At 76.7% G+C, this 17153-nt stretch carries 14 protein-coding genes; 7 read left to right on the plus strand and 7 right to left on the minus strand.

Annotated features, from left to right (window positions below):
* Positions 1-5 precede the first annotated feature (5 nt).
* The 3 genes from C7Y72_RS01865 to C7Y72_RS01875 form a co-directional block, all read right to left on the minus strand.
* The gene (locus tag C7Y72_RS01865) at positions 6-1493 is read right to left on the minus strand and encodes a sugar transferase (RefSeq protein WP_146175213.1); all 1488 of its coding nucleotides are present in this window, start codon (positions 1491-1493) and stop codon (positions 6-8) included.
* A complete protein-coding gene (locus C7Y72_RS01870) occupies positions 1490-2104 on the minus strand; it encodes a hypothetical protein (RefSeq protein ID WP_107566926.1) in 615 nt (204 codons plus the stop codon). Before C7Y72_RS01870 ends, C7Y72_RS01865 begins: the two co-directional genes overlap by 4 nt.
* Positions 2105-2231: 127 nt before the next feature.
* On the minus strand, positions 2232-2699 hold the full coding sequence (locus C7Y72_RS01875; protein WP_107566927.1) for a hypothetical protein: 468 nt from the start codon (positions 2697-2699) through the stop codon (positions 2232-2234).
* A 25-nt stretch (positions 2700-2724) separates the two neighbouring features.
* Here C7Y72_RS01875 and C7Y72_RS01880 point away from each other — a divergent pair, with 25 nt between their 5' ends.
* On the plus strand, positions 2725-4350 hold the full coding sequence (locus C7Y72_RS01880; protein ID WP_107566928.1) for a serine protease: 1626 nt from the start codon (positions 2725-2727) through the stop codon (positions 4348-4350).
* Positions 4350-5300 (plus strand): glutathione S-transferase family protein, encoded by a 951-nt coding sequence (locus C7Y72_RS01885; protein WP_107566929.1) that lies wholly within the window; start codon positions 4350-4352, stop codon positions 5298-5300. The genes C7Y72_RS01880 and C7Y72_RS01885 overlap by 1 nt, the downstream gene beginning before the upstream one ends.
* Here C7Y72_RS01885 and C7Y72_RS01890 read toward each other — a convergent pair whose 3' ends face one another.
* Entirely contained in the window at positions 5301-7475 is a 2175-nt protein-coding gene (locus tag C7Y72_RS01890; protein WP_107566930.1) for a sensor histidine kinase, read from the minus strand. It abuts the gene before it with no gap.
* Positions 7476-7613: 138 nt separating this feature from the next.
* Between C7Y72_RS01890 and hemW the strand changes: the two genes are divergently transcribed.
* The 4 genes from hemW (at position 7614) to C7Y72_RS01910 (ending at position 13329) form a co-directional block, all read left to right on the plus strand.
* Positions 7614-8837, plus strand: coding sequence for a radical SAM family heme chaperone HemW (hemW, locus tag C7Y72_RS01895; protein WP_107566931.1), 1224 nt, complete (start codon positions 7614-7616; stop codon positions 8835-8837).
* Between the two features lie 48 nt (positions 8838-8885).
* The gene (msrA, locus tag C7Y72_RS01900) at positions 8886-9563 is read left to right on the plus strand and encodes a peptide-methionine (S)-S-oxide reductase MsrA (protein ID WP_107566932.1); all 678 of its coding nucleotides are present in this window, start codon (positions 8886-8888) and stop codon (positions 9561-9563) included.
* Between the two features lie 27 nt (positions 9564-9590).
* Entirely contained in the window at positions 9591-10955 is a 1365-nt protein-coding gene (locus tag C7Y72_RS01905; protein WP_107566933.1) for a TIGR03032 family protein, read from the plus strand.
* A gap of 106 nt (positions 10956-11061) precedes the next feature.
* Positions 11062-13329 (plus strand): choice-of-anchor Q domain-containing protein, encoded by a 2268-nt coding sequence (locus C7Y72_RS01910; RefSeq protein ID WP_107566934.1) that lies wholly within the window; start codon positions 11062-11064, stop codon positions 13327-13329.
* On the opposite strand, the gene C7Y72_RS01915 is transcribed toward C7Y72_RS01910, so the two are convergent.
* Genes C7Y72_RS01915 through C7Y72_RS01925 form a run of 3 tightly spaced genes read right to left on the minus strand, consistent with a single transcriptional unit; the run spans position 13322 to position 14786 of the window.
* Positions 13322-13822: a hypothetical protein gene (locus C7Y72_RS01915; protein WP_107566935.1), complete on the minus strand. Its 501-nt coding sequence runs from the start codon at positions 13820-13822 to the stop codon at positions 13322-13324. The two genes, C7Y72_RS01910 and C7Y72_RS01915, sit on opposite strands and share 8 nt — an antisense overlap.
* Positions 13819-14337: a hypothetical protein gene (locus tag C7Y72_RS01920; RefSeq protein WP_107566936.1), complete on the minus strand. Its 519-nt coding sequence runs from the start codon at positions 14335-14337 to the stop codon at positions 13819-13821. The genes C7Y72_RS01915 and C7Y72_RS01920 overlap by 4 nt, the downstream gene beginning before the upstream one ends.
* Positions 14334-14786, minus strand: coding sequence for a hypothetical protein (locus C7Y72_RS01925; protein ID WP_107566937.1), 453 nt, complete (start codon positions 14784-14786; stop codon positions 14334-14336). The genes C7Y72_RS01920 and C7Y72_RS01925 overlap by 4 nt, the downstream gene beginning before the upstream one ends.
* Positions 14787-14908: 122 nt before the next feature.
* On the opposite strand from C7Y72_RS01925, the gene C7Y72_RS01930 reads away from it, so the two are divergent.
* Complete coding sequence (locus C7Y72_RS01930) at positions 14909-17113, plus strand: choice-of-anchor Q domain-containing protein (protein WP_107566938.1); 2205 nt, start codon at positions 14909-14911, stop codon at positions 17111-17113.
* Positions 17114-17153: the final 40 nt, after the last annotated feature.

Raw genomic sequence — 17153 nt, forward strand, 5'->3', positions numbered from 1 at the left:
GTGCGTCACTCGGCGGCGCGGAAGGCCGCGACGACGGTGCGCACGAGGATCTTCAGGTCGAGGGCCAGCGACCAGTGCTCGATGTACCAGTTGTCCCACTCGACGCGATCGGCCAGCGAGGTCTGCCCACGCAGGCCGTGGATCTGCGCCCAGCCGGTGATGCCCGCGCGGACGCGGTGGCGCTCGTCGTAGCGGTCGATGTCGTGGACGAACAGCTCGACGAACTCGGGACGCTCGGGCCGCGGGCCGACGAGGCTCATCTCGCCGCGCAGCACGTTCAGCAGCTGCGGCAGCTCGTCGAGCGACGTGCGGCGCATGAACCGCCCGACCGCGGTGCGACGGTCGACCCCCTCGACGCCGCCGGGCGCCTGGCCGGCCCCGGGCCGGAAGGCGTCCCCGGGCCGCGGGACCGCCATCGACCGGAACTTCAGGAGGTCGAAGGCGCGGCCGTCCCGGCCCACGCGCCGCTGGCGGAAGAGGACCGGACCGGGACTGCTGGCCTTCACCGCGACGACGAGCGCGAGCAGCAGCGGGCCGAGGAGGAGCAGCATCACCGCGGCGACGAGCCGGTCGAGCGCGTGCTTGACCACGAAGCGCCAGCTCCGCGGGTTCGTGCCCGCGAGGCCGAGGAGCGGCAGCCCGCCGAGCGACTCGTACCGCGTGCGGTCGTTCATCGACTCGAACAGGCGCGGCACGAGCGTCACGCGCAGGCCCGCGCGCTCGCACCGCTGCACGAGCTCGACGAGGTCGCGGTCGGGCTCGGACGAGAACGCGACGACGACGTCGCGCGCGCCGGTCGTGCGGGCGACGTGCTCGAGGTCGTCGGGACCGCCGAGCACCGGGACGTCGTCGGCGGCCGGTGCCTCCGGGCCCCGCGGGTCGACGTCGAGGAACCCGACCGGCCGCAGCCCGTACTCGGGCAGCTGGACCAGACGCCGGGCGACGCGGTGGCCGACGTGGCCCGCCCCGACGATGAGCGCGGGGCTGCCGATCCCCAGGCGCGTGCGCGCGAGCCGCTGCGTCCCGGCGATCGCGATGCGCGCTGCGCCGACGAGCAGCACCGACAGCACCCAGGCGTGACCGACGACCCCGTCGTCCAGCGTCGCGTCCGCGACGGTCGCCTGGACGACGACGAGCACCATGACGGCGACCGAGATCGCGCCGACGACGGGACCGACGCCGTCGAGGACGTCGATGCGCAGGCGCCGGTCGTACATGCCCCGCGACCACAGCGCGAGCATCGCCAGCGGCGGCAGGGCGAGCAGCACGGGCCGGGCGCTCCCGGGGTCGCTGCCGCCGGGCCACGCCAGGGTGAGCGCGACCGCGGCGACGAGCGCGAGCAGGTCGACGGCGGGGCGCAGCGGCCGCCAGCCGGGCCCTTCGAGCAGCCAGGTGGCGCGCGGGTGACCGGTCGTGGCGGGTGCGGGCGCCGGCCCGGGAGCGTCGCGGCCCGCGAGGATCGGCGGGTCGGGGGCGCGCTCCGCCCGCCTCACGACCCGCCCAGGTCGCGCGGCTGCCAGCGGGTGAGGGGGCGCAGGCCGAGGACGAGCAGCCCGAGCAGCAGCGCGGTGCCGAGCAGCAGGAGCAGGTCGCGCCGGTCCAGCGGCAGCGTCGAGGCGGCGTCGCCGGACGGGTAGGCGGTGCGGACGGGGGCGCCGGGCGCGCGGTCCGCGGCGACGGTCGCGGTGTCACCGCCCGCGGCGGCCGGAGCGCTCGCGGCGCCGTCGCGGTCGGTCCGGGCACCGTCGCCGGATCCGCGGCGCTGCGAGCCGCGGGTGCCGGGGCGCGGGTCGTCGCCGCGCGTGGCGGGCGCGGTCGCGCCGGGCGCGGGGGCCGCAGCGGTCGGGGCGGCCGAGGGCGCGGGAGCGGCGGCCCGCAGCGGCGCCGGGGCCGCGGGACGGGCGCCCGTCCCGGAGCCGGAGCCGCTCGCGGTCGAGCCCGAGCCCCCCGGGCCGCCGAGCAGCTGGGAGCCGAGGATGACCTGCTCCCCGCCGCCCGGCCCGCCGTAGCCGCTCAGCAGCGAGCCCTTGGCCTGGGCGGCGGTGGGCGTGAGGGCGAGCGCCGCGACGGCGGCGAGGAGGATCCGGGAGCGTGGACGGGGCATCGGCACAAGGAACACCGGCGGGACCGGAAGGTTGGCCCGCACGGGAGCGGCGACGCGCCGAATGTTGCACGCCACCTACGTCATCGAGCCTATCGGACGGCGCGCCCGCCGACGGATCGGTCGTCCGTCACTCGCCCCGCAACGTCCGGTTGATCGCGTCGATCGTCTGGTTGATGCGCACGCTGGTGCGCGCGACGTCGGTGCTGAGCTGCGTGCGGGCCGCGAGGATCTCGGTCGCGTCCTTGGAGCGGAACGCGGCCCGCGCCTTCGTCACCGTGGTGCCGTAGCTGCGGATCGCGGCGACGAGCTGCTCGTGCTGCTGGCGCACGGAGTCCGGCGGGTCGACGCGGCGCAGGTCGGCGACCACGTCGTCGATCGCGGCGCGGAAGCGGCCCAGCGTCGCGCTGTCCTGCGCCGGGGTGCTCGACGTCGTGATCTGCGACTGCAGGCGGTCGAAGGTCTGCGCGAACGAGGTCTGCGCGGCGTTGACCGCGCGCACGTAGTCGTTGCTGCGCTCCACGTCCTCCCCACCGCAGGCGGCGAGCGTCAGCGCGAGCAGCGCGGTGGCGATGGCCGAAACGACGAGGCGGTGCACGCGCGGAGAGTAGCCTGCGGGGTCGATGTCGCGCGCACGCTGTCCGGTCGTCCTCGCGGTCCTGGCGGGCCTGCTGTCCGCCGCCGCGCCGAGCGCCCTCGCGGCGCCGTCCTCGTGGCGGATCATCGGCGGCACGAGCGTGCCGATCACCACCCAGCCGCACCAGGTCGCGCTCGTCGTCACCGGGCGCACGCCGTCGGCCGGCCAGTACTGCGGCGGCACGCTCGTCTCGCCGCGGATCGTCGTGACCGCCGCGCACTGCGTCGAGCTGCCCGGCTCCTCGACCTACCCGGGCGACGTGCAGGTGTTCGCCGGCCACGAGCGGCTGGACCAGCCCGCCTCCGGGCAGACCGTGGACGTGGCCCGCGTGTCGTTCTCCCCCGCCTGGGATCCCGTCTCCAACCGCAACGACGTCGCCGTGCTCGAGCTGGCACAGGACGTCGTCGACCCGCAGGCCCTCCCCGCCACGCCCGCCACCACCGCGGACGCCGCGCTGCTCGCCGCCGGGGCGGCGGTGACGACGAGCGGCTGGGGCAACACGGTCGCGAGCGGCACGCCCGCCTACCCGAACGACCTGCGCGCGGTCGGCCTGAACGCGATCGCCGACGCGACCTGCAACGCCCCGTCGAGCTACGCCGGGGCGGTCGACCCCGCCTCGATGGTCTGCGCGGGCGCCCCCGGCAAGGACTCCTGCCAGGGCGACTCCGGCGGCCCGCTCGTGTCCGGCACGGTCGGCTCGTTCCGGCTCGTCGGGATCGTCAGCTGGGGCGTCGGCTGCGCCTCCGCCTCGTTCCCCGGCGTGTACACCGACCTCACCGCCCCGGCGATCGACGGCTTCCTCGCACAGCGCGCGACGCTGCCCAACCGCCCGAACTTCGCCAGCGCCACCGCCGCCGGGATCACGGGGACCCCACGGGCGGGCGAGACGCTCACCTGCACCCACGACGCCGGGACCGGGACCGGGCCGCTGACCGTCTCCTACCTGTGGGCGCGCGCGGGTCGCACGATGTCCGAGGCGGACGTCGCGATCCCGGGCGCGACCGCCGCGACCTACGTGCCGGGCAGCGCCGACGTCGGCCGCACGCTCTTCTGCCGCGTGCGCGTGACGAACGCGGGCGGCTACGCCGAGCGCTTCTCGGCCGACACCACGGAGATCCTCGCCGCGTCGACCGCCCCCGCCCCGGCGCCGACCCCCGCCCCGCGACCGGCGGACACCACGGCCACACCGTCCCCGACGCCCACGCCGGCCGCGACGCCGACGCCGACGGCTCCGACGCCCACCACCTCGACGACCGTCCCGCTGGTCGACCGCACGCCGCCGACCGCGACGCTGCGGCGCCGCTCGTGCACCACCGTCGCCTGCACGCTGACGCTGCGGATCACCGACCCGGCCGCGGTCGTGCCGCTGCGCTCCGTCACCGCCCGGGCGACCACGACGGTGCGCCGCCGCTGCGGCAGCGCGTCCCGGCCCCGGACCTGCCGCCGCACCGAGGCGCGCACCGTGGCCGTGCGCTTCCTCGGCGCCGACACCTACCGGCTGACCGCCCGCGGCCTGCGTCGCGGCGCGCGCTACCGCGTCACCGTGACGGCCACCGACGCCGCCAACAACCGCCGCATCCAGCACTTCACCGCGACCACGAGGAGGCGCTGATGGCGCCCGCGCAGTTCTCCGCCGAGTCCGACGACGACGGCCGCTTCGTCCGCCAGGTCAGCGCGTTCCGCGACCGCGTCACCGCCGACGGGTCCTCCGGCTACCCGGCGGCCGCCGGCCGGTACCACCTGTACGTCAGCCTCGCCTGCCCGTGGGCGCACCGGGCGGTCATCGTCCGCGAGCTGAAGGGCCTGCAGGACGCGATCGGGATGACGATCGTCGACCCGATCCGCGACGAGCTCGGCTGGCGCTTCCGCCCCGGCGCGGGCAGCGAGGCGCACCCCGCGCAGGCCGACCCGCTGCACGGCTGGGACTACCTCTCACAGGGCTACACGCAGAGCGACGCTGCGTTCGTCGGCCGCGTCACCGTGCCGGTCCTGTGGGACACCGAGCGCGGCCGCATCGTCAACAACGAGTCCTCCGAGATCATCGAGATGCTCGCCCGCGAGTTCGACGCCGTCGCGGCGAACCCCGGGCTCGACCTGCTGCCCGACGACCTCCGCGAGGAGATGGGCCCGCTGAACGACCGCATCTACGAGTACGTCAACAACGGCGTGTACCGGTCCGGCTTCGCGGCGTCGCAGCACGCCTACGAGGAGGCGGTGCTCCCGCTCTTCGAGGTCCTCGACGAGCTCGACGCGCGGCTCGCCGACCGCCGCTACCTGCTGGGCGACCGGCTGACCCTCGCGGACATCCGGCTGTTCACGACGCTCGTGCGCTTCGACGCCGTCTACGTCGGCCACTTCAAGTGCAACGTCCGGCGGATCGCCGACTACGCGCACCTCTCGGGCTACCTGCGCGACCTGTACCAGACCCCCGGGATCGCGCCGACCGTCGACTTCGAGCACATCAAGCGCCACTACTACGAGACGCACGACTCGATCAACCCGACCGGGATCGTGCCGGTCGGGCCGGAGCTCGACCTCGACGCGCCGCACGGGCGCGGCTGATCAGCCGGGCAGGACGACCGTCACCACGGTCCCGCGGCCCGGCGTCGCGTCGAGCGTGAGCGTGCCGCCACGGCGGCGCACGCGGTCGCGCGCCGCCGCCAGGCCGATGTGCCCCTCCGCGAGCGCCGCCGCCGCCCGGTCGGGCGCCATGCCGCGTCCGTCGTCGGCGACCACGAGCACGTGGGCTCCGCGGCCGTCCGCGCCGAGCGTCACCGTGAGCCGCCGGGCCTGCGCGTGGCGGACGGCGTTCGTGACGAGCTCGCGCGCGAGACCGAGGATGAGGCCGCCGTCCGCGACGGCCGCGACCGCCGGGTCGATCGCGCGGACGACGAGCAGCTCCGACTCGGACTCCGCCTCCCGCACGAGCGCCTCGAGCGCCGTCGCCAGCCCCCCCTGCGGCGCGCGGTCGACCTCCTGCCGCAGCGACGCGCGGTCGAGCTGCGCCTCGACCTCGCCGAGCGCGAGGCGCGCCCGCTGCGCGCCGTCGGCGCCGATCGCCGGGTCGGCGGCCTGCGCGGCCTCCTCGGCGTCCTGCCGGGCGGTCAGCAGCAGCTGCAGCGCGTCGTCGTGGAGGCGGCGCGCGACCGACCGCCGCACCGCCTCCTCGGAGGCGAGCAGCGACAGGAAGGCCTCGCGGCGGCACTCCAGGAGGACCGTGGCGAGCGCGATCGCCCGCTCGGTCGCGACGGCGAGCGCGACCGCGATGACGGCCGCGGCGCCGTAGCCGATCACGAAGGCCTGGTCCCAGCCGATCACCGCCAGCGTGCCGAGGCCGAGCCCGGCGACGAACACCGCCACGATCCGCGGCGCGAAGATCGACGCGTAGACCGGCGCGAAGCCGACGACCAGCAGCAGCAGCTCGTCGCGGGCCGGCCCCGCGAGGGCGACCGCGGAGACGATCAGCGCCGCGTCGATCGCGGTCATGGCGATGCGGCCGCGCACGGGCAGGGGGCGGCGGGCGATCGCGATCTCCGAGGCGACGACGGCGACGAACCCGATCGCGGTGGGGATCCAGAACGAGGCGGCGCTCGTCCCGCAGATGAGCGCGATCACCGGCACGGCGAGCGCTCCGAGCCGTCGGGAGGCGCGCGCGGCGCTCGGGGTGCCGGGCGGGGGCGGGACCTCGCGTGCGGGCTCGTCCTCGAGGATCGCCGTCACGAGCCCGTCGCCGACGACCAGGACCGCGCCGGGGACGCCGAGCAGCCGCTCCCGCACCAGCGCCAGGCCGAGCTCGTCGAAGGCGGCGAGCGGCGCGCCGCGCACCGCGACCTCGAAGCCGCGGTCACCGGCCGCGACCGTGACGGTCAGGTCCGCCGGGGCGCTCCCGTGGGTCGTGATCGCGTCGAGCAGGTCCCGCACGAGCACGAGGACGAGGTCGTCGCGCGTTCCCTCGACGGCGTCGTCGACGCGCACCGCGATGGTGCGACCGGTCTGCTCGGCCCGTCGCGCGGCGACCGCGCCGACCGCGGCGCGCAGCGCGATCGGTCGCGCCGACAGCGCGTGCAGCTCGCTGACGAGGCCGCGGATGCGGCCGGCCGCCGAGCGCGTCAGCTCGGCGGCGCGCCCTGCGCCCCCGGGCAGGACGAGCGCGGTCCGGGCGGCGCGCACGTCGTCGAGCGCGCCGAGCCGCAGCTCGTCGACGGCGCGGTCGCGCTCGCGGGCGGCGGCGCCGTCGTGCGCCTCCAGCAGGCGCTCGCGGACCTCCGCGAGCCGGCGCATCCGCCCGACGAGGCGGCGGCGGTCCCGCACGAGCGCCAGGCCGACGGCGGTCGACCACGCCCCGACGACGAGGTTGACCGCGAGGCCGCCGGGGTCGTCCAGGCCGGAGGGGATCAGCAGCGCGCCGCCACCGACGCCGATCCCGACGACGACCGGCGCGCGGAACGCGAACGCCATCGCCAGCGGCAGGACGCCGAGCAGGAGCCGCATGCGGCTGTCCGCGCCGCCCGAGGCCGCGATCCCCGCGGCGACGATCGCGACGTCCACGGCGGCGAGCACCAGCGCCTCGCGGCGGCCGAGGCCGCGCCGGCTCATCCGCCGGTTCGTCGCGAGGATCCAGCAGATCGCGACGGCGCTGATCGCCAGCGCCGGCTCCCAGGCGACGTCGGCGGACGTGAGCCCGAGCGCGATGCCGGTCGGCAGGGCCGCGAGGCGGGCGAGGACGAGGGCGCGCACGCCGAGGGCCCCGACCGCGTGACGGGGGTCCTCTCCGTCACGTCGCGCTCGAGGGGATCCATCCCCACCTGCCAAGGCTCCCGTGCCCATGCCCCTACCAATCTACGCCAGACCGGTGCGAGTCGGCAGACTGGGACCGTGCCCGCGCAGCTCCCCACCGGCGATCCCGCCCCGGCCGACGGTCGGCTGCCCGGCCCGGCGCGGGACCGCGTGGGCGACCGTCCGCTGGGGATCTACGTGCACGTCCCGTTCTGCGCCGCGCGCTGCGGCTACTGCGACTTCAACACCTACACCCCGCGGGAGGCCGGGGGCGGCGACGCGACCGAGGCGTACGTCCGCGCGGCGATCGCCGAGACCCGACTGGCGGCGCAGGTGCTCGGCGAGCGACGCCCACCGGCCCGGACCGTGCACGTCGGCGGCGGAACCCCGACGCTGCTCTCGCCCGCCCAGCTCGGGCGGATCCTCGACGCGGTACGGGACGAGATCGGCGTCGCCGCCGGCGCGGAGATCACGGTCGAGGCCAACCCCGAGAGCGTCGAGGCGGCCTCCCTCGCCGCGCTGCGGGAGGCGGGCGTCGACCGGATCTCGCTGGGGATGCAGTCGGCGGCGCCGCACGTCCTCGCCACCCTCGACCGCGCCCACACGCCGGGCCGCGCGGAGGCCGCCGCCCGGGAGGCGCGCGCCGCCGGCTTCACCGTCGTCGGCCTGGACCTCATCCTCGGGACGCCGGGCGAGACCGACGAGGACTGGGCGCGCACCGTCGACGCGGCGCTCGCCACCGGGCCGGACCGGCTGAGCGTGTACGCGCTCACCGTCGAGCCGGGCACCGCGCTCGCCGCGCGCGTGCGCCGGGGCGCGGTGCCCGCGCCGGACCCGGACGCCGCTGCCCGCCGCTACGAGCACGCGGACGCGGCGCTCGCGGCCGCCGGCCTGCACTGGTACGAGGTCGCGAACTGGTCGACCGGCCCGGCGACCCGCAGCACCCACAACCACGGGTACTGGATGGGCGACGACTGGTGGGGCATCGGCCCCGGCGCGCACAGCCACGTCGCCGGCGTGCGCTGGTGGAACGTGCTGCGGCCCGCGAGCCACGCGCGGGCCCTCGCGGAGGGGCGCTCGCCCGCGGCGGGCCGCGAGGTGCTCGACGAGGAGAGCCGCCGGGTCGAGCGCGTGATGCTCGAGCTGCGCCTCGTCGAGGGCCTGCCCGCGACGGTGCTGCATCCCGCCGGGCGGGCCGCCGCGGAGCGTGCCGCCGCGGCCGGCCTGCTGGACGGACGGGCGCTGCGCGAGCGGGACCGCTGCGTCCTGACGCTCCCCGGCCGGCTCGTCGCCGACGCCCTCACCCGCGACCTCGTCGACTGACCGCCCCGAGTTCATCGGCCCGTTAGGGGCGAGGAGTACCGTCTGGACATGCTCTTCTCCCGCAAGCCCGCGACCATCCCCAGCGCGCAGGACGCCCTCCCGGGGCGCGACGCGGAGATGCCGGTCGCCGCCACCCATCTCGTCACCGGTGCGCCGCTGAAGCCGCCGTTCCCGCCCGGCACCGAGGTCGCCGTCGTCGGCATGGGCTGCTTCTGGGGCGCCGAGCGGATGTTCTGGCAGACGCCGGGGGTCCTCAGCACCGCGGTCGGCTACGCGGGCGGTCACACGCCCAACCCCACCTACCGCGAGGTCTGCTCCGGCCGGACCGGCCACACGGAGGTCGTGCTCGTCGCGTTCGACCCGCAGACGATCAGCTACGAGCAGGTCCTGAAGGTGTTCTGGGAGGGCCACGACCCGACCCAGGGCATGCGCCAGGGCAACGACGTCGGCACCCAGTACCGGTCGGCGATCTACACGACCTCGCCCGAGCAGGAGCGCGTCGCGCTCGAGACGCGCGACCGGTTCCAGGCGGCGCTGCGCGCGGCCGGCCGCGACGCCGAGATCACCACGGAGATCGCCCCGGACCGCGGCTTCTACTACGCCGAGGACGAGCACCAGCAGTACCTCGCGAAGAACCCGAACGGCTACTGCGGTCTCGGCGGGACCGGCGTCTCGTGCCCGGTCGGGGTCGGCGTCAGCGCGTCCCCGGACGCGTCCGTCGCCTGACCCGCGGTCCGGCATGATGGGCGGTCGATGACCGCCCCGCTGTTCGTCCTCGGAGCGTCCGCCGACGGCGCCGACGTGCTCGCCGCCTCCCTGCGCGAGGTGGCGGGCGCCGCGCCCGTCGCGGTCTCCGACGTCGACGCGGACGGCGCCCGCGCGCTCGCGCGGACGCCGGGCGCCCGGCTCGTCGCGCCGTCGCCGTGGCTGGCCCGCACCGGCGCGGGCGAGGGTCCCTGGACGGCCGTGGACCTCGCCGCGCTGCTCGCCGCCCCGGCCGACGGGATGCGCGCGCTGTGCGCAGCCCTCGGGATCGCCTACGACCAGGCGGCGCTCGGCCCCGTCGAGGACGCCGCGCGGCTCGCCGCCGGCCGCGACGGCGACACCGCGTTCGCCAGCACGTACACCCCGTCGATGGCCGCGGCGCTGCGCGCGCTCGGCGGGGCGCTCCTCGTCTCGACCTACCAGTCTGGACGGCTCGTCTGCCTGCGGGCCACCGAGGACGGCCTCAACACCCACTTCCGCCCGGTCGACAAGCCGATGGGGATCGCGGTCGGCCCCGGGCGCTTCTCGCTCGGCACGCGGACCGAGATCTGGGACCTGCGCGACGTGCCGGGCATCGCCGCGCACCTCGACCCTCCCGGCGCGCACGACGCGTGCTTCCTCCCCCGCCACCGGCACGTCACCGGGGACGTCGCGGTCCACGAGATGGGGTTCGCGGGCGGCGAGCTGTGGCTCGTCGCGACCGCGTTCTCGTGTCTCGCCACGCTCGACGCGGACCACAGCATCGTGCCGCGCTGGACGCCGCCGTGGATCAGCGCGGTGGCCGCCGGCGATCGCTGCCACCTCAACGGGATGTGCGTCGTCGACGACCGCGTCCGCTACGTCACGGCGCTGGGGCGCACGGACGAGCCCCGTGGCTGGCACGCCGGGAAGGCGACCGGCGGGGTCCTCTACGACGTCGTCGCCGAGGAGGTCGTGGCGGCCGGGCTGTCGATGCCGCACTCGCCGCGCGTGTGGGACGACCGGCTGTGGGTGCTCCAGTCCGGCCTCGGGGCGCTCGGCGTCGTGGACCCGGCCGACGGGACCGTGGAGGTCGTCTGCGAGCTGCCCGGCTTCACGCGCGGGCTGACGATCGTCGGCGGCTACGCGTTCGTCGGGCTGTCGCAGATCCGCGAGACCTCCACGTTCGGCGACCTGCCGGTCGTGCAGCGGCTCGACGAGCGCCAGAGCGGGGTGTGGATGGTCGACCTGCGCAGCGGCGCGATCGCCGGGTTCCTGCGCTTCGAGGACCTCGTCCAGGAGGTCTTCGACGTGGCGCTCCTGCCCGGGACCCGGTACCCGGAGATCGCGGACCCGTCGAGCACCGCGGTGGCGCGCACGGTCCAGCTGCCCTGAGCCGGACCCGCACGCCGCGAAACGCGACAGTCGGTGCACCAGCCGTCGCAGCTCGGTAGCGTGCCCGACGCAGGTCCAGGTCCAGCCCCTTCCTCACGAGGTCCCCATGTCGCAGCGCTCGGTCCGCCGTGCCCATCGGCGTCGTCTCGACGCCGCAACCCGTCGCGAGGCGCGCCTGCGCCGCGCCGGCCTCACCGCGGGCGTCGTCCTCGGCGCCGCCGCCGTCACCGCCCCGGCCGCCCACGCCGACACGTTCGTGGTGACCTCCACCGCGGATCCGGCCCGCTGGGTCGGCGGCGAGCGCACGCAGCGCGCCGCCGAGGACGAGCTGACCCTGCGCGACGCGATCATGCGGGCCAACGGCACCGACGGCGCCGACACGATCACGTTCGCCAGCGGCCTCACCGGCACCATCCGGCTGCAGTCGGGTCCCCTCACCGTCCGGCCCGGCGGCCTCACGATCACCGGCCCCGGCTCGCAGGTCCTCACGATCAGCGGCGACGCCGACGCCGACGGCGAGGCGTCGCCGGGGGACACGTCGCTCTTCTCGATCACCGCGGACGCCGCGCTGGAGCTCAGCGGCATCACCGGCTCGCACGGGCGCTCGGGCGACTCGGGCTCCAAGTACGCCGGGGCGATCACGGTCGAGCCCGACGCGACGCTCGACCTCCACGACGCCGCGCTGACGCAGAACGGACGCCTCACGTCCGAGTCCGGGCCGCAGGAGTTCACGATCGGCGGCGCGATCCTCACCGGGGGCCGGACGACCGTCACGCGGACGACCTTCTCCGGCAACAGCGGCCTCTTCGGCGGCGCGATCGCGCAGCTGCCCTCGACCGAGGACGCCCAGCGACCGTCGTCGCTGACGATCAGCGACTCGAGCTTCTCCGGCAACGCCGGCTTCGTCGGCGGCGCGGTCGCCGGCATCGGCGCGGCGATCAAGTACGCGCCGGACGACCGGCAGCGCGCCGCCCCGCTGACCGTCACGACCTCGACGTTCACCGGCAACGAGGCGCAGGCCGGCGGGGCGATCCTCGCGGCACCCGCGCCCGACAGCGACGACCTCGCCATCACCGACAGCACCTTCAGCGCGAACACCGCCGACCAGGGCGGCGCGATCGCCGTCCAGGCCGGGAGCGCGTCGGGCCCGTCCGGCGGGCTTCCCGGTGGCGGCGGGACGCTGGACCGCAACACGTTCGTCGACAACACCGCCACCGACCTCGGCGGTGGCGTCGCGATCTCCGGCGCGGCCGACTCGGCCCTCGCGCTCACCCGCTCGACGTTCACCGGCAACCAGGCGGGCCGCGGCGGCGCGATCGCGATCCCGGCCCAGACACCCGGCCCGGCGCCGATGGCCCGTGCCGCGGCCTCGACCACCGGGGTGGCGCTCGACGCGCTCACGGTCACCGGCAACCGCGCGACCGAGCGCGGCGGTGGCATCTACCTGGCCCCCGCGCAGGTGCCGACGCAGGACGGCACCACGAGCGCGCCCGGCACCCAGGTGCTGTCGAGCTCGATCGTCGCTGGGAACGTCGTCGTGGAGCCGCTGGAGCAGCGCGCGGGCCGCGCCCCCGGCGACACCACGCCCGACGACCTCGGCCAGGAGCCGGCCGGCGGCCCCGGCGACGGGTTCGCGCTGCGCCACAGCCTCGTGCAGGCGCCGATCGCCGCCGCCTACACGACCGATCCGGCGGCCCCGAGCCTGCTCGGCGTCGACCCGAAGCTCGGCGCGCTCGCCCCGGCCGGCGGGCCGACCGCGACGATCCTGCCCGCCGCCGACAGCCCCGTGATCGACGCGGGCCGCGCCGCACCCGGGATCACCAGCGACCAGCGCGGCGCGCCTCGGCCCGCCGACCAGCCCGGCGTCGCCGACGCGGTCGGCGGTGACGGCAGCGACATCGGCGCGGTCGAGCTGCCCGCGCCCGGGACGCCCCCGGCCCCGCCGAGCCCGCAGCCGCAGCCGGCCGCCCCGGCCGCCCCGGTGCCGCCCGCGACCATCCCGACCACCCCCGCCGGGACGACCGCGGTCGCGCCGCCCGCGCCGTTCAGCCGGCCCGGGGTGCTCCCGGCACGGACCCGGCAGCCGATCACCCTGCGCGGCACCGCGGGGCGCGGCACGTCCAAGGTGCGCGTCTCGGTCGCCCGCAAGGTCGGCAAGCGGTGCCGGTTCCTCCTGCCCGGCGGGACGTTCTCCGCGACCCGCGACTGCCGCCGCACGCTCTACGTCACCGCGCAGGGCACGACCTCGTGGCGGCTGACGCTGCCGAAGCTGCCGAAGGGCCGCTACACGGTCTGGTCGCGCGCGATCGTCCAGGGCAAGCTCGTCGAGCGCAAGAAGACCAGCCGCAACTTCCGTCGCTTCGAGGTCAGGTAGCGCGCGGCGGGTCGGGCGCGAGCGCGCCCGCGAACCAGCGGACCCGCAGCTCCCCACCGGGGCTGCGGGTCACGTACGACATCGGGATCCGCGGCCACACCGCCTCGCGGTGCGCGGCGCGCAGCCCGTCGTTCTGCAGCCGGAACGCGATCCCGGCGCCGCGCCGGTCGCGGCCGTCCTGCCAGCGCGCCTCGAGCAGCTCGACCGTCGTGCGCAGCAGACCCTCGGCGACCGTGGACCGGCGGTGACGGACCCCGACGTAGGTCCGGTAGAACCACAGGTCGGCGCGCAGCTGCGGGTCCTCGTGCAGGTGGACCGTGGAGACCGCGGCGAGCTCGCCCGCGGACGTGACTGCGACGTGCAGGACCTCGGGCAGCCGCGCCTGCGCCTGCGCGGCGTCCAGGGCGCCCTCCCCGACCCAGAGATCGAGCACGTCCTGCGGGCCGACCTGCGGATGGCCCTCCAGGGGCAGGTACGTGCAGGGCCCGGTCACGACGGGGGCTCCGGGGCGAGCGCGCCGTCGAACCAGTGGACGCGCAGGTCCTGCCCGGCGACGTTGCGCGCGTAGAAGCGAAAGCCCATGGTCGGCCAGACCGCCATCGGGAACGCGCGCGCGAGCTCCTCGTTCTCGAGCTGGAACAGCACGCCGGAGCCGCGCGTGTCCGCCCCCTCGGCGAAGCGGCGGGCGAGCACCTCGCGCGAGCGCACCCCCAGCCAGTAGCCGACGGCGCTGCCGCGGTGCGCCGCTCCGACGAGGCCACGCACCCACCACATCGTCGCGCCGAGCTGCGGCTCGCGCTCCAGGTACGCGGTCGTCACGCCGGCGAGCGTGCCGTCGGGGGCGCGGGCGACGAGCAGCAGCTCGTGGACGCGCTCCTCGCGCTCCTGCGCGCTCAGCACGCCCTCCGCCTCCCAGAAGGCGACCACGTCGGCGGCGGCGATCTCGTCCTGTCCTTCGAACGGCTCGACCCGGTAGCCGTCGGCCAGGCGCCACGGCCCGATCCTCACGTGGTCACCGGCGGGCGCAGCAGCGCCCCCTCGAAGTACGCGACGCGCACCTGACGGCGGTCGCCGAGGTAGCCGACGTAGAGCATCGGCGGGTCCTCCCACTGCGCCTGCGGTCGGCGGCGCATCTCGGCGCGGTCGGCGATCAGCAGGCAGAGGCCGATCGGCTCCCCGTCCCGGCCGGGCTCGTGCTCGGCGTCGAGGGCGGCGTAGGTGGCGCTCAGCAGCCGGTCGGCCTCCTCGGGCAGCAGCCCGGTCGCGGCGGCCGCGTAGAGGTAGAGGTCCTGCCCGCCGACGAGCTCGACCCGTGCCGGACGGACCGCGGTCGCGGCGCGCACCCCGTCCGGACCGTCCTCGAGCACGAGCACGACCCGCTCGCCCGCCAGGCCGAGCCGCTCGAGCACCGGGCCGTCCTGCGGCCGTGGGGGGCGGATCGTCGCCGGGGGAGCCATGGTGCAGACGCTACTGCGTCGCGCCCGGATCTCGGACGCGGGTCGCAGATGACCGCCGGACCGGCTAGGGTTCCCGGCCTTCCGGGCCGTCATGGTCCCCCTACGTCAGCACAGAGGTCCAGATGTCCAACCGTTCCGTGCGCCGGGCCCATCGGCGCCGCGTCCTGTCCGCCGCCAAGCGCGAGCAGCGCCTGCGCCGCGCCGGCCTGATCGCCGGCGGCGTCGCCGGCGCGTCCGCCGTCGCCGCCTCCGGGGCGCACGCGGCCACGTTCGTGGTCACCACCACCGCGGACCGCAAGCCGGCGATCGAGACCCGGCAGGCGCCGGGCGACGAGCTGACCCTGCGCTCCGCCGTCGAGCAGGCCAACGCCACCGACGGTCCCGACACGATCACGTTCGCCAGCGGCCTGACCGGCACGATCCGCCTCGTCGGCGGCCAGCTCGACGTCGCTCCCGGCGGGCTGACGATCACCGGTCCCGGCAGCCAGCTGCTGTCGATCAGCGGCGACAGCGACGGCAGCGGCACGACCGGCCAGGGCGACACGCGGATCCTCGAGGTGTCGCCCGACGCGACGCTGGCGCTCAGCGGCCTGACGCTCACGCGCGGCTGGGTGAACGACCTCAGCAAGTACGGCGGCGGCGACGGCGGCGGCGCCATCCTCGTGCGGGCGGGCGCGACGCTCGATCTGCGCGACGCGGCGCTCACGGCGAACAGCACCACCGGCACGGGCGGCGCGATCGCGGCGGGCGGGACGACCACGGTCGCGCGCACGACCTTCCAGGGCAACGGCGCGACCGGCCCCGGCGGCGCCATCGCGCAGTTCGTCCCCGGATCGGACTTCGGCCCGGACGCCGCGGTCGGCGCCCTGACCATCGAGGACTCCGCCTTCAGCGGCAACGCCAGCGCGTTCTCGGGCGGCGCCGTCGCCCGCTCGAAGTACGGCCGCAACGAGACACAGGCCCCGCTGACGATCCGCGGGTCGCGCTTCGCCGCGAACACCGCCGGGGCCTCCGGCGGCGCGGTCGGCGTCAACCGCGTCGACGACACGACCCCGCTGACGGTCACGACGTCGACCTTCGCCGACAACACGGCCGGGGACGACGACACCGACGGCACGGGCGGTGGCCTCCTCGTCGGCCTCGTCCGCGAGGGCGCGACGGCGACCGTCGACCGCTCCACCTTCTCCGGGAACGTCGCCGGCAGCGGCGGCGGCCTCACCGTCCTCGCCGAGGCGGCGGCGGACGCGAACGTGACCCGGTCGACCTTCACCGGCAACCGCGCCGGGCAGGGTGCCGCGATCGGGATCCAGGACGCGCAGCTGCGCGCGCGCCGCGGGACCCGCGCGGCGGCCCCGACCGACACGGGCGTCACCCTCGACGCGCTGACGGTCGCGGGCAACACCGCCACCGACGCGGACGGCGGCGCCGTGCGCCTCGACGCGCGGCCGGCGGAGGACCCGCAGACCCAGCAGGAGATCCTCGTCGCGCCGACGCAGGTGCTGCGCTCGTCGGTCGTGGCCGGCAACACCACCAACGGCGCCCCCGGCGACCTCGGCATCGCCCCCGGCACCCAGGACACGCCGGGCACCGGCTTCGTGCTCCAGCACAGCCTCGTGCAGGTCCCGGGCACGCCGCGGGTGCGCACGGACGCCGCGCGTCCGAGCCTGATCGGCGTCGACCCGCAGCTCGGCGCGCTCGCCGACAACGGCGGCCCGACCGCCACGCAGCTGCCGTCCGCGACGAGCCCGGCACTGGACGCCGGCAGCGCCGCGCCGGGCGTGACCGCCGACCAGCGCGGCGCCGCCCGCACCGTCGACCTCGCCGACGTCGCCAACGCGACGGGCGGCGACGGCACCGACATCGGCGCCGTCGAGCGCGACGCGCCGCCGGCGCCCGCGCCACAGCCGCAGCCCGCCGCCCCGGCGGCAGCGGTCCCGGCCGCCGTGCCGCCCGCGCCGACGATCCCGGCGGGCTCGACGGCGATCGCCCTGCCGCAGCCGATCAGCCGGCCCGCGGTCGTCCGCGCACCGCGCCAGCCGATCACGATCCGCGGAACCGCCGGGCGCGGCACCACGAAGGTGCGCGTGTCCGTCGCCCGCAAGGTCGGGTCGAAGTGCCGCTTCCTGCGGCCCGACCAGCGGTTCTCGGCGCTGCGCGACTGCCGTCGCACGCTCTACGTCACCGCCGAGGGCACGCGGACCTGGCGGCTCGCGCTGCCGGTGCTGGCGAAGGGCCGCTACACGATCTGGTCGCGCGCGATCGTCGCGGGCCGGCTCGTCGAGGCGAAGAAGACGACGCAGAACTTCCGGCGCTTCGAGATCGAGTAGCCCGGCTCCGAGGAAGCTCCCAGGTCACCGCCCTAGACTT

The sequence above is a fragment of the Paraconexibacter algicola genome (assembly GCF_003044185.1).
In the GTDB taxonomy this organism is placed as follows: Bacteria; Actinomycetota; Thermoleophilia; order Solirubrobacterales; family Solirubrobacteraceae; genus Paraconexibacter; species Paraconexibacter algicola.